Here is a 26,482-nt window from a genome sequence, read left to right as displayed (position 1 = left end):
GACTGCCGACTGCCCATTGTCGACTGCCTGCCTCAGAACTGTACCCTCAGCCCCACCTGCGCGACATTGGCGGTGTAGTCCGAGCCCCGGGTGGTCGAGTTCAGGCGCTCATGGGTGAAGCTCGCGCGCACCGAGAAGGTCCGGGTCAGCTTGTACTCGACGCGGGCGCCGATGCTGGACAAGTCCTCGCGCAGGCCCTGCCCGTCATATTCGGTGCGGCCGAATTTGGCGAAGCCGGTGAGGGTCAGGTTGCGGCGCAGCGCATGCGCGATTTCGAGCGAGACGCGCCTCGCCGTCGTTCCCGACGAGCCGGCGATGGTGGTGTCGCCGAGCTCCGAGGTGCCGCGCAGGGTCACCGTCGTCAACGGCGTCGGCGACCACAGGATCGCGGCGTCGCCGACGAAGCCGCGCAGGTTCTTCAAGCGGTCGTCGTCATAGGCCCGGTCCTGATAGCCGGCCGAGACCTCGCCCGTGACCAGCCGGCTCAGCTCGAAGGTCGAGCCGACCCGCCCCGTCAGGCCGTTGGAGGAGCGCTGATAGCCTGAGGAATCGACGGCCTGGTCGAATTGCCGCGTGTCGATCTCGCCCTGGATGAACGGCTTGAAGCCCGGCGTCAGCTCATAGGCGGCGCGCAACCTGACGCCATATTGCGTCTGGTTGCGGTCCTTCTGGCTGAGCGTCGTTCCGCTGGTGAGCTTGGCGTCCTCATAGTCGCTGCGGTCGACCGAGCCGCGCAGCGTCAACTGCAGCCGGTTCATGTCATGGGTCACGCCGGCAGAGGCGCCGTATTGATAGACCAAAGGCCGCCCGGTCACGGAAGCCGTGAGATCGGGCGAGCCCGGGCGCTGCGTGTCCAGATTGAACCGGCTCTCGAGCAGGATGCGGGTGTCGCGCGTCGCGTCCAACCGCAGATCGAGCTTGCCCTCGCCATCGGGGCGCGAGGCATTCCTGTCGCGGAAATAATCGGAATAGCCGGCGCGCAGCGAGCCCTTCAGCTCGTTGGTGTTCCAGTCCGACTGGATGGCGAGATCGCCCTCATAACGGGCGAATGGCGAGCTGTTGCGCGCGGAACCGCTGACCCGCTCCGGATTGGTGTCATAGCCGATCGAATTGGTGAAGCCCGGCCTCAGCGTGATGTTGCCGAGCCGCAGGCCGAGCGGTGCGTAGGGATCCTCTTCGACGGCCGTCTTGCGCCGGCGTGGCGGCGGCGGCTCGGGGGCCGGCGGCAGGCCGGTGACGATGCGCTGCGGCGCACGGAACTGGCGCTGCGTGACGCCGCGCAGGCCACGCGCCTGCACCGGCCGGCTCGCACGCGGCGGCGCCTTGCGCGACACCACCGAATTCTGATCCTGGATCACGGCGGCGGGGTCGGCGACGCCGCTCGGTGTGCCCGGAAAGCCTGAGGGCGATGACGCAGCGGGCACCTCCTGCGCGACATAGGCAGGCGTCCCGGTTCGCAAGCCCGTCGCGCGCGTCTGCGCCTGCACGCCAGCCGTGGCGAGCACGAGGCTGGTCGCGGTGACACCCGACAGCAGAATGATGACGCGACGGGACACGCGGAGGCTCTCGCTCCAGACAGAGGCGGGCGCGCCGGCATGGCGCGCATGGTTAAGAGAGTTAGAACGAAGAGGGTTAATGGCGCGTCAATGCACCGGTCGGCGCGGCGAGGAATGGTGGCGCGACGGCCGTTCCTCGTGCTAGAGCGCCGCTCATGACGGCCGACATCCGCGCTTCTGCGCTTCGCACCATCGCAACCGAGCGCTCCGGGCTCGACACGCTTCACGAGGCGCTCGCCAATGGGCTGGGCCAGCCCTTCGCGGCGGCCGTGGAGCTGATCCGCACCGCCAGCGGCCGCGTCGTCGTCACCGGCATGGGCAAATCCGGCCATGTCGGGCGCAAGATCGCAGCGACCCTGGCCTCGACCGGAACGCCCGCGCACTTCGTCCATCCGGCCGAAGCCAGCCATGGCGATCTCGGCATGGTCCAGCCCGAGGATGTCGTGATCGCGCTGTCCTGGTCGGGCGAGACGGCGGAGCTCGCCGCCATCGTCGGCCATACCCGGCGCTTCCGGGTCGGCCTGATCGGCCTGACCTCAAATGCCGACAGCGCGCTCGGGCGCGAGGCCGATATCGCGTTGATCCTGCCCAAGGCGGCAGAGGCCTGCCCGAATGGGCTGGCGCCGACCACATCGACGACGATGCAGATGGCGCTGGGCGACGCACTCGCCGTCGCCCTGCTGGAGGCGCGCGGCTTCTCGCGCCAGGATTTCTTCGTCTACCACCCCGGCGGCAAGCTCGGCGCACAGCTCAAGACGGTCGAGAGCATCATGCATCGCGGCGAGGCGCTGCCGCGCGTCGGCCTCGACGCCGCCGTCGCCGACGTGGTCGAGATGATCTCGGCCAAGGGGTTCGGCTGCGCCATCGTCGTCGACCTCGACGGCCGGCTGGCAGGCGTGGTCACCGATGGCGATCTGCGCCGCAAACTGACCTCGGGCAACGTCACCGCGCGCCGCGCCCGTGACGTGATGACGCAAAATCCGCGCCGCATCGCGCCCGACGCACTGGCGGTCGAGGCGCTGGAGACGGTCAACCGCCTGCGCATCACCGCGCTGATCGTCGCCGATGGCGAGGACAAGCCGGTCGGGCTCGTCCATGTCCACGACCTGCTGACACTGGGCGTGGCGTAGCCCCCCTCGCCGTCATTGCGAGCGCAGCGAAGCAATCCAGTCTCGTTGAGCGCTACGCCCCCTGGATTGCTTCGTCGCTACGCTCCTCGCAATGACGGGAGCTGCGTAGTTCACGCCCGCTGATACAAAAGCCTTGCCCTGATCGTGCCGTCGAGCGCCGCGATCTCGCGCAGGATGTCGCGCGCCTCGGGGCCGACGCTGTCGGCCTCCATCACGACATAACCGACCTCGCCATCGGTCTGGTAGTTCTGCGCGGAGATGTTGACTTCGCGGGCGGCGAAGACGTCGTTCAGGCGCCGCAGCATGCCCGGCACATTGCGCTGGACATGGATGAAGCGCGTGCCGGCGGGGCGCGGCGTGAGCTGGACCTGCGGGAAATTCACCGCGCCGACGGTCGAGCCGATGTCGGAATAGTCGACGAGCTTGCGCGCGACTTCGGCGCCGATGCGCTCCTGCGCCTCCTCGGTCGAGCCACCGACATGAGGGGTGAGGATGACATTGGCCAGGCCCTGCAGCGGCGAGACGAAGCGCTCGGCATTGGAGGCGGGCTCGACCGGGAAGACGTCGACGGCCGCGCCCGCAAGCCGCCCCTCGCGCAGAGCCACGGCCAGCGCCTCGAGATCGACCACCGTGCCGCGCGAATTGTTGATGAGGTAGCTGCCCGGCCGCATCTGCGCGATCTGCTCGGCCCCGATCATGCCTGCCGTCGCCGGCGTCTCCGGAACATGCAGCGAGACGATGTCGGAGTTGCCGAGCAATTCGGCCAGGCTGTCGACCGGTTCGGTGTTGCCGTGGCGCAGGCGGTCGGTCTGATCGAAATAGATCACCCGCATGCCCATCGCCTCGGCGAGCGTCGAGAGCTGGCTGCCGATATTGCCGTAGCCGACGATGCCCAGCACCTTGCCGCGCACCTCGAAGGAGCCGTTCGCGGATTTGTCCCAGCCGCCCGTATGGGCCGAGACCGAACGGTCGGTGATCTTGCGCAGCAGCATGACGATCTCGCCGATCGTCAGTTCGGCGACGCTGCGGGTGTTGGAGAAAGGCGCGTTGAAGACCGGCACGCCGCGCCCGCGCGCCGCCTGCAGATCGACCTGATTGGTGCCGACGGAAAAGCAGCCGACCGCGAAGAGCCGGCTCGCCTGGGCGAAGACCGGCTCCGTGAGCTGCGTACGCGAGCGGATGCCGAGCACATGCACGCCCTCGACGGCCTTGAGCAGCGCGTCATGGTCGAGCGCCTTGGGCAGGCGGACCATATTGGTATAGCCGGCCTGGACCATCAGATCGGCGGCGGAATCATTGATGCCCTCCAGAAGCAGGACCTTGATGCGGTCCTTGGAGAGGGACAGGCGTTGCGTGCGGAGTGTCATGGAACGATCGGGCTGACGACGGAGCGTTCGCTATAGACCCGCCAGCGCACCGGACAACCCGATTCTTTGCCTGCCGGGCGCGCGAAACCGTCGCGGCCTCAGGCCTTCTCGACGACGAGCGTCGCGCCCTCGACCCGCACCACCTTGATTTCGCTGCCCGCTAGCAATTCCGGGCCGGTGACGCGCCAGGAGGAATCGCCGACGCGGATGCGGCCCTCGCCGCCGGTCATCGTCGCCTCCAATCGGAAAACCTTGCCGATGAGCTGGCGGCCGCGATCATTGAGACCCGTCGCAGCGTCGGGCTCCTCGCCCTTGCGCCGCGTCAGGCGCCGCCCAGTGAGCACGCTGGCGACGCAGAGCACGGCGAAAACCAGCGCCGCGCTTTGCCAGCCGATGCCCAAAAGCCCGACGACGACGCCCGTCAGCAGCGCGGCGAGGCCGAGCCAGATCAGGAACACGCCCGGCGCCAGCAATTCACCGCCGATCAGCACGAGGCCGAGCACGACCCAAGCCCAGCCGCCAAGCGAGGAAAACCAGTCCAGCAGCATGACCGGCCTCACCCGTTCGTGCGGCCGGACGGCGGGACCGAACCGACGCGGCGCGTCTCGACCGCCTCCTCGCCGAAGACCGCGCGGGTCAGTTGCGCGATGCCGCCGACCGTCCCTGCGAGCGCGGCGGCCTCGATCGGCACGATCACCACCTTGCTGTTATGCGCGGAGGCGATTGCCTTCAGCGCGTCGGTGTAGCGCTCGGCGATGAGGAAGTTCGCGGCCTGGATGTCGCCCTTGCTGATCGCCTCCGAGACCATCGCTGTCGCGGAGGCTTCGGCCTGGGCCGAGCGCTCGCGCGCCTCGGCGTCGCGGAAGGCGGCTTCCTTGCGGCCCTCGGCGGCGAGGATCTGCGACTGCTTCTGGCCCTCGGCCTTGAGGATCTCGGCCTGCCTCAGGCCCTCCGCCTCCAGCACGGCGGCGCGCTTCTCGCGCTCCGCCTTCATCTGCCGGTTCATCGCGCCGGCGATGTCGGCCGGCGGCAGGATATCGCGGATCTCGATGCGCGTGACCTTGACGCCCCAGGGCGAGGCGGCAGCATCCATGACGCGCAGCAAACGCTCATTGATCTCGTCGCGATGCGAGAGCAACTGGTCGAGGTCCATCGAGCCGACCACGGTGCGGATATTGGTCATGGTCAGGATCATCAGCGCCTGGCCGAGCGAGGAGACCTCGTAGCTGGCCTTGGCGGCGTCGAGCACCTGGTAGAAGGCAGCGGCGTCAATGCGCACGCCGGCATTGTCCTTGGTGATCGCCTCCTGCGAGGGAATGTCGAGCACCTGCTCCATGACATTCACCTTGTGGCCGATGCGGTCGAAAAAAGGCACGATCAGCCCGAGCCCCGCGCTGAGCGTGCGTGAATAGCGGCCGAAGCGCTCGACAGTATAGTTGTAGCCCTGCGGCACGGTGCGCACGCCGAGCGCAAGCCCGAGGATGACGATACCGACAAGGAGAAGGATGGCGATGTTCGCGCCCGTCATTACAACCATCCCGTCAGTCCTCCCCAGGCAGTGCGCGCATTTCGCGTCGCGATCAACAACCTGACGATTGCGACGGGCTGATGCAAGGGCGCCCTCGCTGGGCTGCTCTGCTAAGCTGGAGCGTGCTATTTTTAGACGAAACCGGAGGGATCAGAATGAGACCTTCCCTAATCGTGGTTTTGCTCTTGCTGACCGGATGCGACGACAGCCCCGGCGAATGGGCCGCGATCGTCTATCCCGATCAGAGCAACCGCGCCCAATTCGACGTGACGCCGCGCTTCAAGACCTTCAGCTACTGCCGCGATGCCGCGATCGAGCGGATGAAGCTGATCCAGACCAGCCGGGGCGGCGACTACGAATGCGGCTTCAGATGCCAGCTCTCCGGCGATTCTCACAGGATGAACATCTGCGAGGAGAAGCGGAAATAGCCGCCAGCGTTTCCGAAGGCCGAGAATGACGCGACGCCTTCTTCCCTTCTCCCCTAGCGGGAGAAGGGCTTCCAGCGCCTTTGCCCTCAGACGAACTGGCCGTGGCAGTGCTTGTACTTCTTGCCGGAGCCGCAGGGGCAGGCCTCGTTGCGGCCGACCTTGCCCCAGCTTGCGGGGTCGGTCGGGTTGCGGTCGAGCACCGCGATGTCGCCCTCGATCGCCGCATATTGCAGGCCCGTGCTGCCGTAATCGCCGCCGCCGAAGCCGGAACCGGCTTCATCCTGCGGCGGCAGGCTGCCCGGTTCCTCAGGCGCGTCGAACCGCACCTCGATGCGCATCAGATTGCCGGTGACCTGTTCGCGCAGGCGGTCGGTCAGCGAGTCGTACAGCTCGAAGGCTTCCTGCTTGTACTCGTTCAGAGGGTCGCGCTGGGCATAGCCGCGCCAGCCGATGACCTGGCGCAGGTGGTCGAGCGTGACGAGATGCTCGCGCCAGAGATGGTCGAGCGTCTGCAGCAGCACCTGCTTCTCGACATAGGTCATCACCTCTTCGGTGTTGCGTTCGATGCGGGCCGCGTAATCCTCGTCGGCGATCTTGCGGATGCGCTCGCGCAATTCGGTGTCGGCGATGCCCTCTTCCTTCGCCCAATCCTCGATCGGCAGATCGAGATTGAGGAACTGCATCACACCTTCCTTGAGCGCGGCGGTGTCCCACTGCTCCGGATAGGCCTCCTCGGGGATATGACGGCTGACGAGATCCTCGGCGACGCCCTGGCGCATGTCGTCGATGGTTTCGCGCACGGTCGGCTGGCGCATGAAGTCGCGGCGCTGCTCGAACACGACCTTGCGCTGGGAGTTCATGACGTCGTCGTATTTCAGGATGTTCTTGCGGACGTCGAAGTTGCGCGCCTCGACCTTGCCCTGAGCCTTCTCGACCGCCTTGTTGATCCAGGGATGGACGATCGCCTCGTCCTCCTTGAGGCCGAGCTTCTGCAGCATGCCGTCCATCCGGTCGGAGCCGAAGATGCGCATCAGGTCGTCCTGCAGCGACAGGAAGAATTTTGACCGGCCCGGATCGCCCTGGCGACCGGCGCGGCCCCGCAGCTGGTTGTCAATGCGGCGGCTCTCATGGCGCTCGGTGCCGACGATGTAGAGCCCGCCCGCCTTGATCACGCGCTGCTTGAAGTCGATCACCTCGGCGCGGATGCGGTTCGCCTCGGCCTCCCGCTCCGGCCCCTCCGCCATGCCGGCGAGATCGTGATTGATGCGCATCTCGGCATTGCCGCCGAGCTGGATGTCGGTGCCGCGGCCGGCCATGTTGGTGGCGATGGTGATGGCGCCGGGCACGCCGGCCTGCGCCACGATATAGGCCTCCAGCTCGTGGAAGCGGGCGTTCAGCACGGCGAAAGCCTTCGAGGGCTTGCCGGCGCGGGCCGCGGCGTAGATCGGCTCCAGCCCACTGGGGTCGCTGAAATCGATCTGCTTGAAGCCTTCCTTCGCCAGCATCTCGGCGACGAGCTCCGAGCGCTCGATCGAGGTCGTGCCCACCAGCATGGGCTGGCCGCTCTCCTGCGCCGCCTTGATCTCGCGGATGACGCCGCGGACCTTCTCCCCGAAGGTGCGGTAGACCTCGTCATCCTCGTCCTTGCGGGCGACCGGGACGTTGGTCGGGATCTCGACCACTTCGAGCTTGTAGATCTCGAAGAACTCGTCGGCCTCGGTCGAAGCCGTGCCGGTCATGCCGGCGAGCTTGGAATAGAGCCGGAAATAATTCTGGAAGGTGATCGAGGCCAGCGTCGCGTTCTCGGGCTGGACGGTGACGTGCTCCTTGGCTTCGAGCGCCTGGTGCAGGCCTTCCGAATAGCGCCGGCCCGGCATCATGCGGCCGGTGAACTCGTCGATGATGACGACCTCGTCATTGCGGACGATATAGTCCTTGTCGCGCTGGAACAGCGAATGCGCCCGCAGGCCCTGGTTGACGTGATGGACCAGGGTGACGTTCTGGGCGTCGTAGAGATCGCCCTCCTTCAGCAGGTCGGCTTCACGCAGCAGCTCCTCGATATGCTCGTTGCCGGCTTCCGTCAGCGAGACGGCGCGCTGCTTCTCGTCGACCTCGAAATCCCCGGCCACCAAGCCCGGCAGGATCTTGTCGATCGCGACATAGAGATCGGATTTGTCGTCGAGCGGGCCGGAGATGATCAGCGGCGTGCGCGCCTCGTCGACCAGGATCGAGTCGACCTCGTCGACGATCGCGAAATGGTGGCCACGCTGGGACATCTGCGCGACGTCGTATTTCATGTTGTCGCGCAGGTAGTCGAAGCCGAATTCGTTGTTGGTGCCGTAGGTGATGTCGCTGGCATAGGCGCGCTGGCGCTCTTCATCGTCGATGCCGTGGACGATGATGCCGACGGACAGGCCGAGGAAATTGTAGAGTTTGGCCATCCATTCCGCGTCGCGGCGGGCAAGGTAGTCGTTGACCGTGACGACATGCACGCCCTTGCCTTCGAGCGCGTTGAGATAGGTCGGCAGGGTCGCCACCAGCGTCTTGCCTTCGCCGGTCTTCATCTCGGCGATGGCACCCTCATGCAGCACCATGCCGCCGATGAGCTGGACGTCATAGGGCCGCTGGCCGAGCACGCGCTTGGCCGCTTCGCGCACAGTGGCGAAGGCCGGCACCAGGAGATCGTCGAGCTTGGCGCCATTGGCGAGCTGCTGGCGGAACTCGGCGGTGCGCGCCTGCAGGGCCTCGTCGCTGAGCGCGGCGATCTCGTTTTCGAGCGCATTGATCGCTGCGACACGAGGGCCATAGCCCTTGACCCGCCGATCATTCGACGAGCCGAAGAGTTTCTTTGCGAGCGCGCCAAGCATTGTTGGGCCTTTCGATAGTGCAGCTTTCGCCTTGCGTCCGCGGTGACCCGCGCGCGGGCGAAAGCCCGATAATTCTCAATTCGACCGCGTGTTTAGACGCGTGCGCGGGCGGGGTCCAGCACCGCTTTGCACCAAGTGCGAGCCTTGTTTGCACCAAGCGCGAGCCTTGGCCAGCGGAGGAATTCGCAACCGATGTGGGGTTTTTGTCGCGCGGTTCCAAGGGAGCCGCGCGATCGAACTGCGCAAGCCACGCAAAGGCCGGCAAAGCATCGCCCTGTGAAAGCTTGAAACGGCGCAGCTGCCTTGCCTTTGCCGCGTTCAACTGGCAGTGCAGCGCAAATGACCGGTTTTTGCTGCTTGCGGAAGGTTTGACCCGATGACGCTGTCACGTCTCGCCATGATATCTCTCGGTTTCGTGCTCGCCGCGACGCCCGCTGCGCTGGCCCAGGCCGATAAGATCGTGGCCAAGGTCAACGGCATCGCCATCACCGAGCGCGACGTCGCGCTGGCGACGGAGGATCTCGGCGAGAGGCTCGCGCAGGTTCCCGAGGAGCGCAAGCGCGACGAGGTGGTGAATTATCTCGTCGATCTCAAGCTCGGCGCCAAGGCCGCCACCGACGCCAAGGTCGCCGAAGGTCCCGATTTCGCCGCCCGCCTCGCCTATAACCGCGACAAGGTGCTGCTCGACGAATATCTCCAGCGCGAGGCCAAGAAGGCCGCGACCCCGGAAGCCGCCAAGAAGCTGTTCGACGACACCGTCAAGGCATTGCCGCCCGAGGAAGAGATCCACGCGCGCCATATCCTGGTCGAGGACGAGGCTCAGGCCAAGACGGCCGCCGAGCGCGTCAAGAAGGGCGAGGATTTCGCCAAGGTCGCCGCCGAACTCTCCAAGGATCCCGGCTCCGGCAAGGAAGGCGGCGATCTCGGCTGGTTCAGCAAGGAGCGCATGGTGCCAGAATTCGCCGAAGCCGCCTTCAAGCTTCAGAAGGGCCAGATTTCCGACCCGGTGAAGAGCCAGTTCGGCTGGCATGTCATCAAGCTCGAAGACCGCCGCACCAAGCCGACCCCGGACTTCGCCGCCGTCAAGCCGCAGATCGACCAGTATCTCGAGCGCAAGGCCCAGCAGGACATCGTGCTGGCGCTGCGCGAGAAGGCCAAGGTCGAGCGGCTGGACCAGCCCGCCGCTGCCACGCCTGCTCCTGCGGCTGAGCCGAAGAAGCCCTGAGAGGCTTCGGCCACGATCATCCAAGAGACTAAAGAAGGGCGGCGCATGCGCCGCCCTTCTTGTTTTCGTCATCGGCCTGCGGCACATGGGCTTCCTCGATCTGGAGGTGCTTCGATGGCCGGCAAGGATGTCCCCGTTTCCCCGCTCGCGCCCAAGCGCCAGCCCAAGGTCCCGGCCGTGCCGGGCGTGCGCTTCGCGACCGCCGAGGCGGGCATCCGCTACAAGGGCCGCACCGATGTCGTGCTGATGCTGCTCGACCAGGGCACGCAAGCCGCGGGCGTCTTCACTCGCTCGAAATGCCCCTCCGCCCCGGTCGACTGGTGCCGCGAGAATCTGGCGCAAGGCTCGGCCCGCGCGATCGTGGTCAATTCCGGCAACGCCAACGCTTTCACCGGGCTCAAAGGTCGCGACTCGGTCAAGCTCACCGCCGAGATCGCCGCCAAGGCTGCCGGCTGCAAGCCCTCGGAAGTCTTCATCGCCTCGACGGGCGTGATCGGCGAGCCGCTCGACGCGACCAAATTCGAGGGCGTGCTGAGCGACTGCGCCAGGCGCGCCGCGGATGGCCCCTGGATCGACGCCGCCCGGGCGATCATGACCACGGACACCTTCCCCAAGGCGCTCTCCCGCAAGGCCAAGATCGACGGCAAGGAGGTCGTGCTGGCCGGGATCGCCAAGGGCGCCGGCATGATCGCGCCCGACATGGCGACCATGCTCTCCTTCGTCTTCACCGACGCACCCGTAGCCGCACCCGTCCTGCAGGCGCTGCTCTCCAAGGGCGTGAAAGGCTCGTTCAACGCGGTCACGGTCGACAGCGACACCTCGACTTCCGACACGCTGATGCTCTTCGCCACGGGCAAGGCGGCCGAGCGCGGCGTGCCTGCGATCACCCAGGTCAACGATGCCCGCCTCTCCGGCTTCAAGCGCGCGCTGAATTCGCTGCTGCTCGAGCTCGCCCATCTCGTCTGCAAGGACGGCGAGGGCGCGCGCAAATTCGTCGAGATCCGCGTCGCGGGAGCGACCTCCGCGCGCTCGGCCAAGCGGGTCGCGCTCTCGATCGCCAATTCCCCGTTGGTCAAGACCGCCATCGCCGGCGAGGACGCCAATTGGGGCCGCATCGTCATGGCCGTCGGCAAGGCCGGCGAGCCCGCCGATCGCGACAAGCTCGACATCTCCTTCGGCGACATCATGGTCGCCCGGCAGGGCGCGCGCGCCCCATCCTATGACGAGCAGGCGGTCTCAGCCTACATGACCGGCGAGCACATCGTCATCACCACCGATCTCGGACTGGGCCGGGGCAAGTCCACGGTCTGGACCTGCGATCTGACCAAGGCCTATGTCGAGATCAATGGTGACTATCGCTCCTGAGTGAAACGGGCGCTCGCCCGGCCCTTGGCCGGAGGCCGCTTCGCCTTCGAGAGCCCCGCGCCGGGTGAGTATTTCACCAGCTGATCAGAGGCAATCAGGCGATCTGGGGCGACGAGACTTCGCTCTTGCACGAAGGCGACGCGGTCTATGACATCGTGAGTGTGACGGGTAAGGAGACAGACCCGTCCACCTCATCCTCTCCGGACATTGACACCCGCGTGAAACTCCTCCTCGTCGTCGCCTGCGCCCTGATCGATTCCGACAACCGCGTCCTTGTCGCGCAACGCCCCGAAGGCAAGGCGCTGGCGGGCCTGTGGGAGTTCCCCGGCGGCAAGCTGGAGGCCGGCGAACGGCCCGAACCCGCGCTGATCCGCGAGCTCTCGGAAGAGCTCGGTATCACCGTAAAAGAGGCCTGCCTCGCGCCCTTGACCTTTGCGAGCTATGCCTATCCGGACTTCCACCTGCTGATGCCGCTCTATATCTGCCGGCGCTGGGAAGGCACGGCCATCTCGCGCGAGGGCCAGGCCCTGAAATGGGTCCGCGCCGGCAAGCTCAGCCAACTGGCGATGCCACCGGCCGACGAACCCCTGATCCCGCATCTGATCGACCTGCTGGGGGCTTGAGGCCACCCATTCGCCTCAATGGATCGCCGGCAGGCCGCGCATCTCCCACTGCGCGCGCGGGACCGCATCACCGACGCGGAATTCGAAGGCCACGACCTGCTTTCGGTCGGGCGTGAACCCACATTTGAAGCGCAGTGCGTACCAGTGCTGCTTGCTGCGGAAAGCCGCACCCTCAGCGAGGAGCTCACGGCCGGAAAGTTTCGTGCCGGCCATGGCATAGGCGACCAGCCTGTCAGGCTGGAATTCGGCCTTCCAGGCATGGATCTGGCTCATCGCCTCCAGCCCGCAAAGCTGCTCGACACGCTCCTCCTCGGCGAGATGGGGAAGGGCTTCTCGCGCCTGTCGGCTGAGGGGATTGGCGAGGGCAGCCGCCGCCATGAGCCGGGAGGCCTTGATCATCGCGCCGGATTCGAGCGGTAGCTCGCTCGCCGGCGGAACCACAGGCGCGCCCCTCTCCGGAGCCGTTTGCGGCGGCGCTGACGGTAGCGGCTTTGGCGCCTCCTCCGCAGGCTTCGGCCGGATCATCGCCTCGAATTGCGGAGAGCTCAGCAGCTCGACATCGACGCCGCTTTCCGGGTGAGGGACGATCTCCTCCCTGGGACGCAGGGCCGCCAGCCCGAGCAGCGATAACAGCACCAGATGCAGCAGGAGCGAAACGGATACGCCCTGCGACGGAGGCCTGATCTGCGCGAGCGCCCATACCGGCACGGTTCAGCCTGCCATAGCTGGGACACTCACCAAGACGGAGAAAGGGCTAGATCTCACCGGACAGCTCCGTGGGTTGCCGTGCGGCAGGAGGCAAGACGGCGGAAGAAGCCGGCATTTTTGCGGCGGGATAGGCTATCGCCCTTCGCGCAGATGGGCTCGTCATTGCGAGAAGCGTGAGCGACGAAGCAAACCAGGAGGGCTCGCTCTACGCCTCTGGATTGCTTCGCTGCGCTCGCAATGACGGGGTTAAGCTTCGCGGAACAGAGTCTAAGCGCGAAGCGCGGCAAAGCTTTCCTCTTCGGGCAGCGCCTCTGCGAAGGCAGGCTCGCTCTCGCTGCCGAGCGCGAGCTGGAACCGCTCGAAGCGCGCGAGCTCAACCTCGATCGCGGCCTTTGCCGCCGGTGTCTCCTCCCCCGCAAGCCAGCTCCATTGCTGGATCAAGAGCTTGCCGGCTGCGCGGTCGGTCTTCAGGTCGAGCACCGCGACGATCCGGTCCCCGAGCAGGACCGGCAGGGCGAAATAGCCATAGACCCGCTTCTCCCGAGGCAAATAGGCCTCGAACAGGTGCTGGTAGCCGAAGAACAGGCTCAATCGCTTGCGCTGGATGATCAGGGGATCGAAAGGCGAGAGGATGTGGACCAGGCCTGCCTCAGGAGGAGCGACCGCCTCCAGCGCCTCGGGGCTTGCCCAATGCGGTGCCTTCTCGGCGCCCTCGATCCGCACCGGCACGAGCTCCTTGCGCCTGACCCGCCCAGCGATCAGCTCGGCCACGGCCTTCTTGGCGGGCGCATCGAGATGGCAGATCGAATCGAGGCTGACCACGCCCTGCGCCCGCAGCGCCCGGTCGAGTTTGTAGGCAACGACCTGGCGCTCGCTCGCGGGAGTAGGCTTCTTCTCCCAGCCGAAATGCCGGTCGATCAGTTCATAGGTCTTGAGCATGCCGGCGCGCGCCGAGATGACGAGCTCGCCATCGTAGAAGGCGCGCTCGAGCAGGCCCTTGGACGGCTTCTTGCTCGCCCAGAGATGGGCCTTCTCGACCAGCACGTCGGTGTCGATGTCGCGGATGGTGAGCGCGCCCTCCTTGCGGATGCGCCGCAGCAGCTTGCGCGCCTCCTCGGGCGAGCCGACCGCCGACCAGCGCTTGGGCTCCTCGCGATGCGCCTTCATCGCGCCGAGGAAGAAGCGGATATCCGCAGTCGGAACATAGGAGAGCGCATGCGTCCAGTATTCGAAGACGCTCTTATCCAGCGATTGCGCCTGCGCGAGATCGGAGCGGCGATAGCTCGGGATGCGGCTGTAGAGGATGTGGTGGTGGCAGCGCTCGATCACGTTGATCGTGTCGATCTGGACATAGCCGAGATGCGCGACCGCGGCCCGCGTCGCTTCCGGCCCGGCGCCGAAGGGCTCCGGCTCGTCGAGGCGCTGCGCGTGCAGCCAGATCCGGCGAGCCTCAGAGGCGGGAAGGATGGGCGGTGATTTCGGACGTCTGGCCATGATGCGCAAAGGCTAGCCGCGTTTCGCCCCGCTGTAGAGCCGTCGCAGCCGCCTCTGCTGACAGGCTGCGTCAGCGCCGAAACATCGACCCGACCGGTGGAAGCCGGTTTTCATAATAGCCTCGAAGGCTCAGGGCGCGATCACCTTCTGGAAGCAACTCGACTTCGTGTCGGTATAGCCGAGATGCTCATAGAAGCGCTTGACCTTGTCGTTGTCGCCGCGAACCAGCAATTGCAGCTTCCAGACGCCGCGCCCGACCAGCCAGGCTTCGGCGGCCGCCATCATCGCCCGGCCGAGACCAGCGCCCTGCATCGCGGGATCGGCGGCGACATAATAGACCCAGCCGCGATGCCCGTCCTCGCCGACCATGACGCTGGCGACGATGCGGCCCTCGATCTCGGCGACGAGGAGCGTCGAATGCGCATCGCGGCGGGCGAAGGCGATGTCGCGCTGCGGATCGTTCCAGGGTTTGGCGACGCCCGCCGCATGCCAGAGCGCGACCACGGCATCGATATCGGCGTCAGTGATCTCGCGGATCAGGGGGGTGAGATTCATCGGCGGTATTCCAGGCGGGGAGACAAGCCACCCCGCCTCGCATGCCATGCGCCCTCACGTCCAGTACGTCGGTGCGGCGCCCCTCAGCCAGCCAGGGCGGCGGCGAGCATGTCCCGGGTCGCCTCGGCCATGGCGCTCTGCAGCTTGAAGGCTCTCGTCTTCTCGCCGGGGTTCATCACCAGGATCACCGTCTCGGTGCCCGGGCAGGCTGGGTCGGCGCAGAGAATTTCGTTGACAGCAATCACCGCATCTTCGGCCAAGCCGAGCAGGTCGCGGATATCGGCCTTGATCCGCGTCGCGGCCTCAGAAGCCACGGCCTTGTCCGCAGCGCCTTTCCCGAACAGGCCGAAGCGCATCCCGAGCCCTCAGCCGGCCGGCAAGGTGAGCACGCCGGCCACACCGTCCTCGGTCCCGAAGGCCAGGCGCTTGCCGAGCTTGTCCCAGGCGAAGGCAGTGACGCCGCTGCCCTTGATCGCAGGCCGCACCAGGAGCTCGGAGGCGTCGGTCAAGCGGATCATCAGGATGCAGCCATCGTCATAACCGACGGCCAGCACCAGCGCCTTGGGATGGAAGGCCACGCGCGTGACCTTGGCGTGGCGCGCGCCGCATTCGCGCGGCGCCTTGCCGGTCGGCCCCTCCCCCTGGAACGGCCAGACGATCGCTGCATCCGCGCCCGACGAGGCAAGCCAGAGCCCGTCATGCGACCAGGACAAGGAACGCGGCTTGGCCGGGTAGCCCGTCATGCGCATATGTGTCGGCTTGTCGCCCAGCCGCCAGCCATGCAGCGCGTTCTCCTGCATCGACGACACGACGAAGCGGCCATCGGGCGACCAGATCACATCGAGATGCGAGCCCTTCCACTCCAGGAATTCGGGCTTGGCCTCGGTGTTGGGATACCACAGCGAGACGCCGTTCATCTGGGCAACCGCGAGGCGGTAGCCCTTCGGCGCGAAGACCAGCCCCTGCGGCGTCGTGACGAAATCGAGCGACTTCACCCGGCCCTTGTCGTCGCGGGAATGCACGGTCTTGCCGGTGTTCCAGGCAAGGCTGCCGCTGCCAGACAGCGTCACCGCATCGATCCAGCGGCGCTTGGGATCTTGCGCGATCTCGGCAGGTTCGCCCTCGGCCCCGGTCGCGACCACGCGCCCGTCATCGCCGCCGGTGATCAGTCGTTCGCCATCCGTGCAGGCGCTGAGGATGCCGCCGGCATGAGGCTCGACGCTCTCGGCCTCGCCATCGCGCCAGCGCAGCACGCGCCCGTCGGCAAGCGCGAGCGCCAGCGTCGATTTGAGCCAATGGGCCGCGACGACATGCGCCCCCACCTCAATGGGGACGACATGTTCGCGCAGCGAAACGGGTTTGGTGATCGTATCCATGAGCAACGCTTTAGCTTCAGCAGAGTGTTTCGCAAACCTCTGTCATTCCGGGGGCGGCCCGCAGCGCCGAACCCGGAACCCACGACCAGGTACAACGCTATCCACCGGTAGAAAGACTGCCCCGGTCGTGGGTTCCGGGTTCATCGCTGCGCGATGCCCCGGAATGACGTCGCCTCACGCCGCGCAGGCCAAAAATCCCTTGCGCAATTCGCTCTCGTCGAGATCGCGCCCGATGAAGACGAGGCGGGAATTGCGCGTCTCATCCGCCTTCCAGTCGCGCTGCAGATCGCCGTCGAGGATCATGTGGACGCCCTGGAAAACGAAGCGGCGCGGCTCGTCCTTGAAGGCGAGAATGCCCTTGGAGCGCAGGATGTTGGGCCCTTGCGCCTGGCTGATGTCGTTGATCCAGGGCATGAACTTGTCAGGGTCGACATCGCCGGGGATCGTGAACGACATCGAACGCACCTCGTCGGAATGATGATGATGGTGCCCGGACTCGAGAAAATCCGGCTCGATGTCGAGGATGCGGTCGAGATCGAAGGCATTGCGGTCGAGCAGCTGGTCGATCGGCAGCTCGCAGCGCGTCGTCTTGTGCAGCTTGGCGTAGGGATTGATGGCGCGGATCGCGGCCTCGACCTCGGCCAGTTCCTCGGCCGAGACGAGATCGACCTTGTTGAGGATGATGACGTCGGCAAAGGCGATCTGGTTCTTCGCCTCGGGCGCATCCTTCAGCCGCTCGGTCAGCCATTTGGCGTCCGTCACGGTGACGACGGCGTCGAGCTTGGTGGCATCGCCGACATCCTGGTCGACGAAGAAGGTCTGCGCCACCGGAGCCGGATCGGCCAGGCCCGTGGTCTCGACGATGATCGCGTCGAACTTGCCCTTGCGCTTCATCAGGCCGTCGAGGATGCGGATCAGATCGCCGCGCACGGTGCAGCAGATGCAGCCGTTGTTCATCTCGAAGACTTCCTCATCGGCGCCGACGACGAGGTCGCCATCGATGCCGGTCTCGCCGAATTCGTTGACGATCACGGCGAATTTCTTGCCGTGATCCTCGGTGAGGATGCGGTTGAGGAGCGTGGTCTTGCCGGCGCCCAGATAGCCTGTGAGCACCGTGACGGGGATTTTCTCGGACATGGGTTCGACCTGGTTATTGAACGGGCAAAGCCGGAGCGCTCGATATCCGCCCCGGCCTTGGAAACCTTCAGCCCTCATCCCGAGGAGCGATCCGCAAGGGTCGCGTCTCGAAGGATGCTCCAGCACGCCTTGAACCATCCTTCGAGACGCCGCTTCGCGGCTCCTCGGGATGAGGGCTGGAGATGAGGACCGACGCTCAGGCCGGGCCGGCGCCGAGCGCCTTCTCGAACTGGCTTATATTGTGTTTCATCATCGCGATGTAAGTCCCGGCCGGGCCGGAGGCTTCCGAAAGCGCATCCGAATAGACCCGGCCGCCGATCTTGGCGCCGCTCTCTTTGGCGATCTGCTCGATCAGACGCGGATTGGTGACGTTTTCGAGGAAGACCGCCGGAATCTTTTCGGCCTTCACCTGCCGGATGATACGCCCGACATCCTTGGCCGAAGCCTCGGCCTCGGTCGAGACGCCCTGGGGCGCGATGAAGTCGATGCCATAGGCCTTGATGAAATAGCCAAAGGCGTCATGCGAGGTGATCGCCTTGCGCCGATCGGCCGGAATGCGCGCCACCGCCGCCTTGATCTCGCCGTCCAGGGCATCAAGCTTGGCGAGATAGGCCGTCGCATTGGCCTCATAAACTGCTTTTCCCGCCGGGTCGGCCGCGCTCAACGCGTCGCGGATATTGGCGATGTAAATCTTGGCGTTGGCGACATTCTGCCAAGCATGAGGGTCCTCCCGACCGGCGTGATCGTGACCATGGGCGTCCTTCTTGCCGGGCTCCTCCTCGGCGGGCAGCGCCTGCGGCGTGATGCCCGTCGTCGCGACCGCGACCGTGCCCTTGGCGGCGGAGGATTTGATCAGGCGCGTCATCCAGCCCTCGAATTTGAAGCCGTTGACGACGATCAGCTTGGCGCCGGCCATGCTCTTGGCGTCGGCGGGCGTCGGCGAATAGACATGCGCATCGCCATTGGGCCCGACCAGCGTCGTCACCGAGACGCGCTCCGCCCCGATCTCCCTTACGAAATCGCCCAGGATCGAGAAGCTCGCCACGACAGGGAGCTTCTCCTGCGCCCGCGCCGCCAGGGGAGCGGCAGCGAGGATCAATCCGGCAGCAAGACCCGCGACGAGTTCGCGACGATTCGGCATGGCTTCTCTCCAGTCAAATTGAAATACTATAACATTACTAACGCTGGAGGTGGGGTCGAGGCAAGAGCCGCCGCGCAAGGCCGCCCTGCGAGCCGATCAGGAGCGAGCCAAGATAAAGCGTCCCGGCCGCAAGGATGATGGCGGGGCCGGCGGGGAGATTGCTGCCCGCCGCATAGGAGACAACCAGCCCCGCATAGCCAGAGGCCATGCCGAAACCCGAGGCGAGCAGGATTAAGCGCGTGATATCGGCGGTCCAGAACCGCGCGGCGGCTGCCGGCAGCATCATCATCCCGACCGCGAGCAAGGTGCCCAGCGCATGGAAGCCGGCGACGAGATTCAACACCACGAGCGCGAGAAAGGTCAGATGGACCCAGCCACCGGAACGGCTGACCGAGCGCAGGAACCCGGGATCGACGCATTCCATCACCAGCGGGCGATAAAGCGCCGCCAGCAACAGCAGCGTCAGCGTCGTCACGCCAGCCAGCAGAACGAGCACGTCGTCATCCAGCGCCAGCACATTGCCGAACAGCACATGGAAGAGATCGATCGCCGAACCGCGCAGCGAGACGATGGTGACGCCAAGAGCGAGCGAAATCAGGTAGAAGGCGGCGAGCGACGCATCCTCCTTCATCACCGTCACCCGCGCCACCGCACCGGCCGCCAGCGCAACCGCAAAACCCGCGACGAGGCCACCCAGGGTCATGGCCGAGAGCGAGAAGCCGGCGACGAGATAGCCGATCGCAGCCCCGGGCAGGATAGCATGCGCCATGGCGTCGCCAGTCAAGCTCATCCGCCGCAGCATCAGGAAGACGCCGATCGGCGCGGCCGCGACCGAGAGCACGAAGATCCCGACCAGCGCACGGCGCATGAAGTCGAACTCGGCAAAGGGGCCGATGAAGAGGTCGTAGAGTTGCGTCATGGCTGGTGTGCCCGATCAGGCGGCGTCGCGCTCGCAAGGGGCGGCATGGCTGTCGAAGGCCTCGACCATCTGGCGCGCCTTCAGCAGATTGGCAGGGGTCAGCACCTCGGCAGTGGCGCCCCAGGCGACGGTCTCGCGTGCCAGCAGCAGCGTCTGCGGAAAGGCGCGGCGGACCGTCTCGATATCGTGCAGCACGGCAACGACAGTGCGGCTCTCGCCATGCCAACGCTGCACCAGAGCGAGCAGGTCGGAGGTGGTGCGCGCATCGATCGCGGTGAAAGGCTCGTCGAGCAGGATGATGTCGGCGTCCTGCAGCAAAAGCCTGGCGAACAGCACGCGCTGCATCTGCCCGCCGGAAAGATTGCTGATCGGCCGGCGCTCGAAGCCGGTGAGGCCGACGGCCGCGATCGCCTGCTCGATCTTGGCCTTCGCGCCAAAGCCGATGCGGCCGAAAATGCCCGCCGAGCCCCACAGGCCCATCGCCACGAGATCATAGACATGGATCGGGAAGGAGCGGTCGAGATCGGCCGATTGCGGCAAATAGGCAAGCCGCTTGCCCTTGGCCAGCGTCAGCCCACCATCGAGCGGCGTCAGCGCGCCGGCGATGCCCTTGAGCAAGGTCGACTTGCCGGCGCCATTGGGACCCACGATCGCCGTCAGGCTGCCTTGGGCGATCTCGCCGCAAAGATGATGCACCGCCGGATGGCGGTCATAGCCGAGCGTCAGATCGTCGAGGCGGATCGCGGGCACGGGCTCGAACACTCTCTTCACATGATCACGGCGAGCGTCGCCGCCCAGACCAGCACGATCACGGCGACAGCCAGACCAAGCCGGGCCGCGGCCGACAGGCGCAGCAGCGACCAACCCGGATCCTCCGAAACGGCACGACGGGCATGGCTATGCGACTGGCTCATAGGAAATGATATAATGTTACGAACAACCGCGAGCAAGCGGAGTCTGCGAATGGTCCCGTTGCTCCACCGTCATGCTCGCTCTTGTGGCGAGCATCCACCTCTTGAACACAGCCCTCGCAAGAGAAGACGTGGCTGGCCGGGACAAGCCCGACCATGACGGCGAAGTCAGGCCAAAGCATTTTCGAGCGAAGTGGATACCGGGTCGCGCGAAGAAAATACGATAAAACAAAAGGTTAGAGTATTTCGCGATTCGAAGAAACGCGGAAATGCTATAACTCGCCTTCGTCAGAACGGCAGGTACTGATAGAGCCAGGTCTCGGTCAGCACCTTGTCGCCACCGCGCATGAAGCAGCGCATCTCGACCGGCTCGTTGCCCTCGACGGTGAGGTCGAACTGCGCCCGCCAATGGCCCGGCACATCGTCGGGCACCGCTTCCGCGAAGACATAGGAGAAGGTCCCCCGCGAGGTCGAGAGCACGACCTCCGGCTTGACGCCGAAGGGGATCGTCTCCAGCGCCGGCCCCAAAAACTCGACCATGAACTTGCGCACGCCCCTGGGCCGGACCGTGCCGGGCTGGCCGCCATTGCCGAGCCGGGTCGCCACGACCCGCCCGAGCGCCGGCGGGAAGGGCTCGTCGGCAAGCCAGTGCAGCTTGTAGCGGAACTCGAAGGAGGCGCCCGCCTTGGCCGGGGTGGAGGGCACCCACATGGCGACGATGTTGTCGTGGATCTCGTCGTCGGTCGGGATCTCGATCAATTGGACCGCGCCCTTGCCCCAATCGCCCTGCGTCTCGACCCAGAGGCTCGGCCGGCGCTCATAGAACACGCCGTCGAGATAATGGCCGACCTCGCGGTCGCGCTGCAGCAGGCCGAAACCGCGTGGATTCTCGTCCATGAAGGCCGAAGCCGTGGTCCGATGGGGATTGTTGAGCGGCCGCCAGGCGCGTTCACCCGCGCCGGTCCAGAGCGCGAGCCCGTCGGAATCATGCACTTCGGGCCGCCAGTCGACGGCGGTCGATTTGGCCGTCTCGGAGTACCAGTACATCGAGGTCAGCGGCGAAATGCACAGGCGCTCGATATCCTTGCGCAGATACAGCGCTTTCTCGATCTCCATGGTGACGCCCTTGCCGCGATGCATGCGGAAGCGATAGGCGCCCGCCACGCTGGGGCCGGAGAGCAGGGCATAGACCACGACATATTCAGCGCCGGGCTGAGGCGTCTCGAGCCAGATATGGGTGAAGTCGGGGAATTCCTCCGGCTTGCCGGCAACAGCAGGATCGATCGCAAGCCCGCGCGCCGAGAGCCCGTATTGGTAAAGCTCGCCGATGGCGCGGAAATAGGATGCGCCGAGGAAGGCGACCCAGTCGTTCTTCTGCCAGTCGAGCTTCTCGCCCTTGCGGCCGGGGTGACCGGAGCGGCTTTCCTGGAAGCGGAAACCGGCAAAGCCGGCTCCCGTCGGCAATTCGCGCGCCGGGGAATCCGCCGGCATCTCGAAATAGCTCTCGTCATAGACGATCTCGCGCGCCTGGCCGGCGTCGAGGACATGCATGCGCACCGGCTTCTGGAAGTAGCGGCCGAGATGGAAGAAGGTCACCGGCCAGGGCGAGGGACCGTTCGCCCACAGCGCCATCTCCGGCTTGAACTTGATCTTGCCATGCGCGTCATAGTCGATCCGCTCCAGCACATCGGCTCGCGGTGATGGCGGGGCCTGATAGGGCCTGGATGCGAGATCGCGCGCCCGCGCCTTCAGCCCCTCGAAGCCGAACGCCTCCGCCACGCCGAGCTTCAGGCCCTGTTGCGCCAGCGCGGCTGGTGAAAAGCCGAGTGCAGCCAGCGTCGCGGTTGCGCCTGCCCCGGCAAGCAGCGTGCGGCGGTCGAGGGAGGGCTCAAGGGAAGGCCTTGCTGTGGAGCGATCCTGCATGTCTGGCGAGGCTCTTTGGCTGTGCGATGGCATGGACTGAGCGAAAGGATGGGCTGTCCGGGCTAACCTGTCCCGCAGGCCAGAGCAACCGAGGAGGCGCAACTGGCGAGAAGCGGACAGCCGGAAAGGGGGAGGCCGTTTCAATGCACGCCAAAAGTGGCGAAAGCATCACGCAACACCGACAAAAGTAGAAAGGCCCTGTGTTCCTTTGGCTTTCCTTTTGCGTTCGGCCTGACCTACAAAAGGATCAAGCACGGCCGGCAAGGCCGGAAAAAATCGTCTGGGAGGACACATGAACCGCTTCATTCGCGGCCGAAGGCTTGCAGGCCTCGCCACCGCGCTTCTGCTCGCCGCCGCGCCGGTGACCGCCCGCGCCCAGGACTTCATCAACATCCTGACCGGCGGCACCTCGGGCGTTTATTATCCGATGGGCGTCGCGCTCTCGAAGATCTATGGCGATAAGATCCCCAATGTCCGCCCGACCGTGCAGGCCACCAAGGCCTCGGTCGAAAATCTGGTCCTGCTGCAGCAGGGTCGCGGTGAGGTCGCCTTCACGCTGGGTGATTCCCTCGACGCCGCCTGGAAGGGCGATGAGGAAGCCGGCTTCAAGACCCCGCTCAAGAAGCTGCGCGGCATCACCGCGATCTACCCGAACTACGTCCAGATCGTCGCCGCGAAGGATAGCGGCATCAAGACCCTGGCCGATCTCAAGGGCAAGCGCCTCTCCGTCGGCGCGCCGAAATCCGGCACCGAACTGAATGCCCGCGCCATCCTCGCCGCCGCCGGCATCACCTATAAGGATCTCGGCAAGATCGAGTATCTGCCCTTCGCCGAATCGGTCGAGCTGATGAAGAACCGCCAGCTCGATGCAACGCTGCAATCGGCCGGACTCGGCGTCGCCTCGATCCGCGACCTCGCGGCCTCCGTCGAGATCGTCGTCGTCGAGGTGCCCAAGGCGGTGATCGACAAGGCCGGCCCCCCCTTCGTCAGCACGCCCATCCCCGCCAACACCTATGGCGGCCAGACCGCCGACGTGAACACGGCTGCCGTCGTCAACTACCTCGTCACCCATGAGGGCGTGAAGGAGGAGACGGTCTACCAGATGACGAAGAACATCTTCGAAAATCTGGGCGAGATCGGCGCGGCGCATTCGGCCGGTAAATCGATCAAGCTCGAAAGCGCGCTGGAGGGCATGCCCGTGCCGCTCCACCCCGGCGCCGCGCGCTATTTCAGGGAAAAGGGCCTGAAGGTCGGGTCATAGAGCGTCATCCCGTGCGCGCTGCGGCACGACGTGACGCGGCGCAGACACGGGACCGCAGGACGATGAGGCGCCTCTTTTCTGAATGCGGTCTCGCATTCGCGCAGCAGCACCTCGTGCCGCAGCGCGTGCGGGATGACACCGGCAGGACACCACAATGACCGCCCAGACCGACCAGCTGCACGAACTCTCGGGCGCGCAGCCCGTGGAGATCGAAAACCCGGCGCTCGACAATTTCGAGCACGGCTTTCCACCCGGCTTCGGCCCGGGACGCTGGGGCCTGTTCGCCTATGCGGTCGCCTTGATCTTCGCCTGTTTCCAGATCGCGATCTCGGCCTGGCATGTCCTGCCGAGCCAGGCGGTGCGCGGCATCCATGTCGGCTTCCTGCTGCTCCTGACCTTCGGGCTCGTCGCCAATTTCAAGGCGAAATCCGAAACCGGGCGCTGGATCGGCTGGGCGCTGGGCGGGCTCGGCTTCTGGCTCGGGCTCTATCAGCTCGTCTTCTACCAGGACCTGATCCTGCGCGACGGCGACCCGACGACGCTGGACCTCGTCACCGGCACCCTGCTGATCATACTCGTCTTCGAAGCCGCGCGCCGATTGATGGGTAACGCCTTGCCGATCATGTGCGGCGTCTGCCTGCTCTACTGGTTCTTCGGGCAGCACCTGCCCGCCCCCTTCAATCACCGCGGCTATGATTTCGACCAGATCGTCAGCCACCTCTCCTTCGGCACCGAGGGGTTCTACGGCGTGCCGATCTACGTCTCGGCGACCTATATCTTCCTGTTCATCGTCTTCGGCTCCTTCCTCGAGAAGGCCGGGATGATCCATCTCTTCAACGACGTCTCGCTCGGCCTCTTCGGCGGCGCGCGCGGCGGGCCGGCCAAGGTCGCCGTCTTCTCCTCGGGGTTGATGGGCACGATCTCGGGCTCGGGCGTCGCTAATGTCGTGACGGTCGGGCAGTTCACGATTCCCCTGATGATCAAGTTCGGTTATCGCCGCGCCTTCGCGGCCGGTGTCGAGGCCACCGCCTCGATGGGCGGGCAGATCATGCCGCCGGTGATGGGCGCAGCCGCCTTCATCATGGCCGAGACGCTGGGCGTCGAATATTCAGCGATCGTCAAGGCGGCCGCCATCCCCGCCATCCTCTATTTCGCCTCGGCCTTCTGGATGGTGCATCTCGAAGCCGGGAAATACGGCCTGAAGGGCGTCGAGCGGCATTTGCTCCCGAGCCCGCTGAAGGCCCTGCGCGAGCGCTGGTATCTGGCCCTGCCGCTCGCCGTCCTGGTTTTCATGCTGTTCCATGGCTTCACGCCGCTCTTCGCCGGCACGATCGGGCTTGCGCTCACGGTCGGGCTCATCCTCGGCGCCGGCATCGCGCTCGGGCTCGCGACGACGACCCTGCGCGTGATCTTCTGGGTCGGGCTCGGCCTGATCTCGGCTGCCCTGTTCCGCGAGGGCATGGATGTCAGGATCGTCGCCGGATTGATCGCCCTGCTGATCGCCATCAACGCCTTGACCATCGGCGGGCGGGCGACATTGGTGACCTGCCGCAATGCTTTGGCCGACAGCGCCAAGACGGCGCTTCCCGTCGGCATCGCCTGCGCCATCGTCGGCACCATCATCGGCTTGATGACTCAGACCGGTATCGGCACCACCTTCGGCGCCTGGGTCATCGGGCTCGGCCAGACCAGCCTGTTCCTGGCGCTGGTGCTGACGATGGTGCTCTCGATCCTGCTCGGCACCGGTATTCCGACGATCCCGACCTACATCATCGTCGCGGCGCTGGCCGCCCCGGCCCTTGAAAAGCTCGGCGTGCCGCTGATCATAAGCCATATGTTTGCGTTCTATTACGGCATCATGGCCGATCTCTCGCCGCCGGTGGCGCTGGCGGCACTGGCCGCCGCGCCGATCGCCAAGGAGAACCCCGACAAGATCGGCTGGGAGGCGATGCGCGTCGCGCTGGCGGGCTATGTCATCCCCTTCATCGCGGTCTATTCGCCCGCCCTGATGCTGCAGCCAGGCGACCCGCTGGCGACTGTGATCGGCTTCTGGCCGGCGGTGGTCTACGCCGTGATCAAAGCCAGCGTCGCCATCGCACTCTTCGGCATGGTGGCCATCGGCTATCTCTTCGGCCGGCTGACCCTCATCGAGCGGCTCGCGGCCTTCATCGCCTCGGTCTTCATCCTGGGGGAGTTCGCCTATAGCGACCTGCTCGGCTACATCCTCGCCGCCGCCATGGTCGGGCGGCATTGGTGGCTCGCCCGCAATCAGCTCACCGAGAGACCCGCGTGAGCCTGTGTCTGGCAGCCGGCGCGCTCGTCATCGCGCTCGGCAGCGACGAGATCACGCTGAGCTGGCGGCATTCGGTTCAGAAGACCTTGTGGGAAGAACTCTGGCGCAATGGGCCCGACGGCATGCGATTGGTCGACGCGCGCATCCAGGGCTCGGGCGCCGGCATGGACCCGCCCGACGGCGCGAAGCTCGTTGACGGCTTCTGGCGCTGGACGCCGAAGCTTCCCCCATTGCCGGAGGTCGTGATGCGGCGCTCGGGCGCCACCGCCGACTGGCGCGTCTGCATCGCCGGCGCCTGCCGGCCGATGGGAGCCTATTTGCCGGATGACGCAGACCCGGTCGTCCTGAGGCCCTGCGGCTGAACCGCCTATCTCAGTTGTCGCCGATCATATGCTCGACCTTGAGCACGCGGCGCATCAGATTGATCATGGCATAGCCGGCCACGACCGAGAACAGCGCCATCAGGACATAGCCGACGACATGGCCGAGATCGAGCAGGCCGGCGAGCGCCCAGCCCGAGGCCAGCGCGACGCCGAACAATTCGACTGCGATCAGGATGCCCAGCGATATCACCATGATCAGGGTGCGCCAGTTGGTGCGCCTTACGGCCATCGGTCCCATTCCTCAAACGCTCATGCACGGGACGGCCTAGCGGAGGCCGCAGCGGCATGCAAC

General features: G+C 65.9%; 25 protein-coding genes. 8 read left to right on the top strand and 17 right to left on the bottom strand.

Features of this window, described 5'->3' with window-relative positions:
- Window positions 1–32: 32 nt before the first annotated feature.
- Entirely contained in the window at window positions 33–1,556 is a 1,524-nt protein-coding gene (locus tag BMZ97_RS22745; RefSeq protein ID WP_175525679.1) for an outer membrane beta-barrel protein, read from the bottom strand.
- A gap of 155 nt (window positions 1,557–1,711) precedes the next feature.
- On the opposite strand from BMZ97_RS22745, the gene BMZ97_RS22740 reads away from it, so the two are divergent.
- Complete coding sequence (locus BMZ97_RS22740; protein ID WP_092175052.1) at window positions 1,712–2,686, top strand: KpsF/GutQ family sugar-phosphate isomerase; 975 nt, start codon at window positions 1,712–1,714, stop codon at window positions 2,684–2,686.
- A gap of 110 nt (window positions 2,687–2,796) precedes the next feature.
- On the opposite strand, the gene serA is transcribed toward BMZ97_RS22740, so the two are convergent.
- From serA to BMZ97_RS22725, 3 genes are all read right to left on the bottom strand, one after another.
- Entirely contained in the window at window positions 2,797–4,053 is a 1,257-nt protein-coding gene (serA, locus tag BMZ97_RS22735) for a phosphoglycerate dehydrogenase (protein ID WP_092175049.1), read from the bottom strand.
- A 98-nt stretch (window positions 4,054–4,151) separates the two neighbouring features.
- Window positions 4,152–4,601 (bottom strand): NfeD family protein, encoded by a 450-nt coding sequence (locus tag BMZ97_RS22730; RefSeq protein ID WP_092175046.1) that lies wholly within the window; start codon window positions 4,599–4,601, stop codon window positions 4,152–4,154.
- An 8-nt stretch (window positions 4,602–4,609) separates the two neighbouring features.
- A complete protein-coding gene (locus BMZ97_RS22725; RefSeq protein ID WP_092175044.1) occupies window positions 4,610–5,590 on the bottom strand; it encodes an SPFH domain-containing protein in 981 nt (326 codons plus the stop codon).
- A gap of 146 nt (window positions 5,591–5,736) precedes the next feature.
- On the opposite strand from BMZ97_RS22725, the gene BMZ97_RS22720 reads away from it, so the two are divergent.
- Window positions 5,737–6,009: a hypothetical protein gene (locus tag BMZ97_RS22720; protein ID WP_139221290.1), complete on the top strand. Its 273-nt coding sequence runs from the start codon at window positions 5,737–5,739 to the stop codon at window positions 6,007–6,009.
- An 86-nt stretch (window positions 6,010–6,095) separates the two neighbouring features.
- Here the strand turns inward: BMZ97_RS22720 and secA are convergent, their stop codons facing one another.
- The gene (gene secA, locus BMZ97_RS22715) at window positions 6,096–8,876 is read right to left on the bottom strand and encodes a preprotein translocase subunit SecA (RefSeq protein ID WP_092175038.1); all 2,781 of its coding nucleotides are present in this window, start codon (window positions 8,874–8,876) and stop codon (window positions 6,096–6,098) included.
- A 376-nt stretch (window positions 8,877–9,252) separates the two neighbouring features.
- On the opposite strand from secA, the gene BMZ97_RS22710 reads away from it, so the two are divergent.
- The 3 genes from BMZ97_RS22710 to mutT all read left to right on the top strand — a co-directional run bounded on the left by BMZ97_RS22710 (window position 9,253) and on the right by mutT (window position 12,089).
- Window positions 9,253–10,101 (top strand): peptidylprolyl isomerase, encoded by an 849-nt coding sequence (locus tag BMZ97_RS22710; RefSeq protein WP_092175035.1) that lies wholly within the window; start codon window positions 9,253–9,255, stop codon window positions 10,099–10,101.
- 114 nt (window positions 10,102–10,215) lie between these two features.
- Window positions 10,216–11,466 carry a bifunctional glutamate N-acetyltransferase/amino-acid acetyltransferase ArgJ gene (argJ, locus tag BMZ97_RS22705; protein WP_092175032.1) on the top strand — a complete coding sequence of 417 codons (1,251 nt, stop codon included), beginning with the start codon at window positions 10,216–10,218 and terminating at the stop codon, window positions 11,464–11,466.
- Window positions 11,467–11,672: 206 nt separating this feature from the next.
- Window positions 11,673–12,089, top strand: coding sequence for an 8-oxo-dGTP diphosphatase MutT (mutT, locus tag BMZ97_RS22700; RefSeq protein WP_092175396.1), 417 nt, complete (start codon window positions 11,673–11,675; stop codon window positions 12,087–12,089).
- 15 nt (window positions 12,090–12,104) lie between these two features.
- Here mutT and BMZ97_RS31625 read toward each other — a convergent pair whose 3' ends face one another.
- The 11 genes from BMZ97_RS31625 to BMZ97_RS22650 all read right to left on the bottom strand — a co-directional run bounded on the left by BMZ97_RS31625 (window position 12,105) and on the right by BMZ97_RS22650 (window position 22,253).
- Complete coding sequence (locus BMZ97_RS31625; RefSeq protein ID WP_244546554.1) at window positions 12,105–12,797, bottom strand: DUF930 domain-containing protein; 693 nt, start codon at window positions 12,795–12,797, stop codon at window positions 12,105–12,107.
- A 267-nt stretch (window positions 12,798–13,064) separates the two neighbouring features.
- Window positions 13,065–14,291, bottom strand: coding sequence for a winged helix-turn-helix domain-containing protein (locus BMZ97_RS22690; RefSeq protein ID WP_092175391.1), 1,227 nt, complete (start codon window positions 14,289–14,291; stop codon window positions 13,065–13,067).
- A 129-nt stretch (window positions 14,292–14,420) separates the two neighbouring features.
- Entirely contained in the window at window positions 14,421–14,846 is a 426-nt protein-coding gene (locus BMZ97_RS22685) for a GNAT family acetyltransferase (RefSeq protein WP_092175029.1), read from the bottom strand.
- Between the two features lie 83 nt (window positions 14,847–14,929).
- Window positions 14,930–15,160 carry a hypothetical protein gene (locus tag BMZ97_RS22680; protein ID WP_092175388.1) on the bottom strand — a complete coding sequence of 77 codons (231 nt, stop codon included), beginning with the start codon at window positions 15,158–15,160 and terminating at the stop codon, window positions 14,930–14,932.
- A gap of 51 nt (window positions 15,161–15,211) precedes the next feature.
- Window positions 15,212–16,222: a WD40 repeat domain-containing protein gene (locus BMZ97_RS22675; RefSeq protein WP_092175027.1), complete on the bottom strand. Its 1,011-nt coding sequence runs from the start codon at window positions 16,220–16,222 to the stop codon at window positions 15,212–15,214.
- Between the two features lie 174 nt (window positions 16,223–16,396).
- Window positions 16,397–17,359 (bottom strand): CobW family GTP-binding protein, encoded by a 963-nt coding sequence (locus tag BMZ97_RS22670; protein WP_092175024.1) that lies wholly within the window; start codon window positions 17,357–17,359, stop codon window positions 16,397–16,399.
- 196 nt (window positions 17,360–17,555) lie between these two features.
- Window positions 17,556–18,500 (bottom strand): metal ABC transporter substrate-binding protein, encoded by a 945-nt coding sequence (locus BMZ97_RS22665; protein WP_092175022.1) that lies wholly within the window; start codon window positions 18,498–18,500, stop codon window positions 17,556–17,558.
- Between the two features lie 37 nt (window positions 18,501–18,537).
- Complete coding sequence (locus BMZ97_RS22660) at window positions 18,538–19,419, bottom strand: metal ABC transporter permease (RefSeq protein ID WP_092175019.1); 882 nt, start codon at window positions 19,417–19,419, stop codon at window positions 18,538–18,540.
- A 15-nt stretch (window positions 19,420–19,434) separates the two neighbouring features.
- Complete coding sequence (aztA, locus tag BMZ97_RS22655; protein WP_244546553.1) at window positions 19,435–20,181, bottom strand: zinc ABC transporter ATP-binding protein AztA; 747 nt, start codon at window positions 20,179–20,181, stop codon at window positions 19,435–19,437.
- Between the two features lie 5 nt (window positions 20,182–20,186).
- Window positions 20,187–20,333 carry a hypothetical protein gene (locus BMZ97_RS31350; protein WP_158516140.1) on the bottom strand — a complete coding sequence of 49 codons (147 nt, stop codon included), beginning with the start codon at window positions 20,331–20,333 and terminating at the stop codon, window positions 20,187–20,189.
- Window positions 20,334–20,618: 285 nt separating this feature from the next.
- Window positions 20,619–22,253 (bottom strand): OpgD/OpgG family glucan biosynthesis protein, encoded by a 1,635-nt coding sequence (locus BMZ97_RS22650; RefSeq protein ID WP_092175017.1) that lies wholly within the window; start codon window positions 22,251–22,253, stop codon window positions 20,619–20,621.
- A gap of 292 nt (window positions 22,254–22,545) precedes the next feature.
- Here BMZ97_RS22650 and BMZ97_RS22645 point away from each other — a divergent pair, with 292 nt between their 5' ends.
- The 3 genes from BMZ97_RS22645 to BMZ97_RS22635 all read left to right on the top strand — a co-directional run bounded on the left by BMZ97_RS22645 (window position 22,546) and on the right by BMZ97_RS22635 (window position 26,169).
- Window positions 22,546–23,514, top strand: coding sequence for a TAXI family TRAP transporter solute-binding subunit (locus tag BMZ97_RS22645; RefSeq protein ID WP_092175014.1), 969 nt, complete (start codon window positions 22,546–22,548; stop codon window positions 23,512–23,514).
- Between the two features lie 154 nt (window positions 23,515–23,668).
- Window positions 23,669–25,807: a TRAP transporter permease gene (locus BMZ97_RS22640; protein WP_092175012.1), complete on the top strand. Its 2,139-nt coding sequence runs from the start codon at window positions 23,669–23,671 to the stop codon at window positions 25,805–25,807.
- Window positions 25,804–26,169 (top strand): DUF1850 domain-containing protein, encoded by a 366-nt coding sequence (locus BMZ97_RS22635; protein ID WP_092175009.1) that lies wholly within the window; start codon window positions 25,804–25,806, stop codon window positions 26,167–26,169. The genes BMZ97_RS22640 and BMZ97_RS22635 overlap by 4 nt, the downstream gene beginning before the upstream one ends.
- A 10-nt stretch (window positions 26,170–26,179) precedes the next feature.
- On the opposite strand, the gene BMZ97_RS22630 is transcribed toward BMZ97_RS22635, so the two are convergent.
- Complete coding sequence (locus tag BMZ97_RS22630; protein WP_092175382.1) at window positions 26,180–26,419, bottom strand: hypothetical protein; 240 nt, start codon at window positions 26,417–26,419, stop codon at window positions 26,180–26,182.
- Window positions 26,420–26,482: the final 63 nt, after the last annotated feature.

This window comes from Allobosea sp. OK403 (genome assembly GCF_900113835.1).
In the GTDB taxonomy this organism is placed as follows: domain Bacteria; phylum Pseudomonadota; class Alphaproteobacteria; order Rhizobiales; family Beijerinckiaceae; genus Allobosea.
The sequence above is the reverse complement of the archived record's forward strand: the minus strand, read 5'-3'. Positions and strand labels throughout refer to the sequence as shown.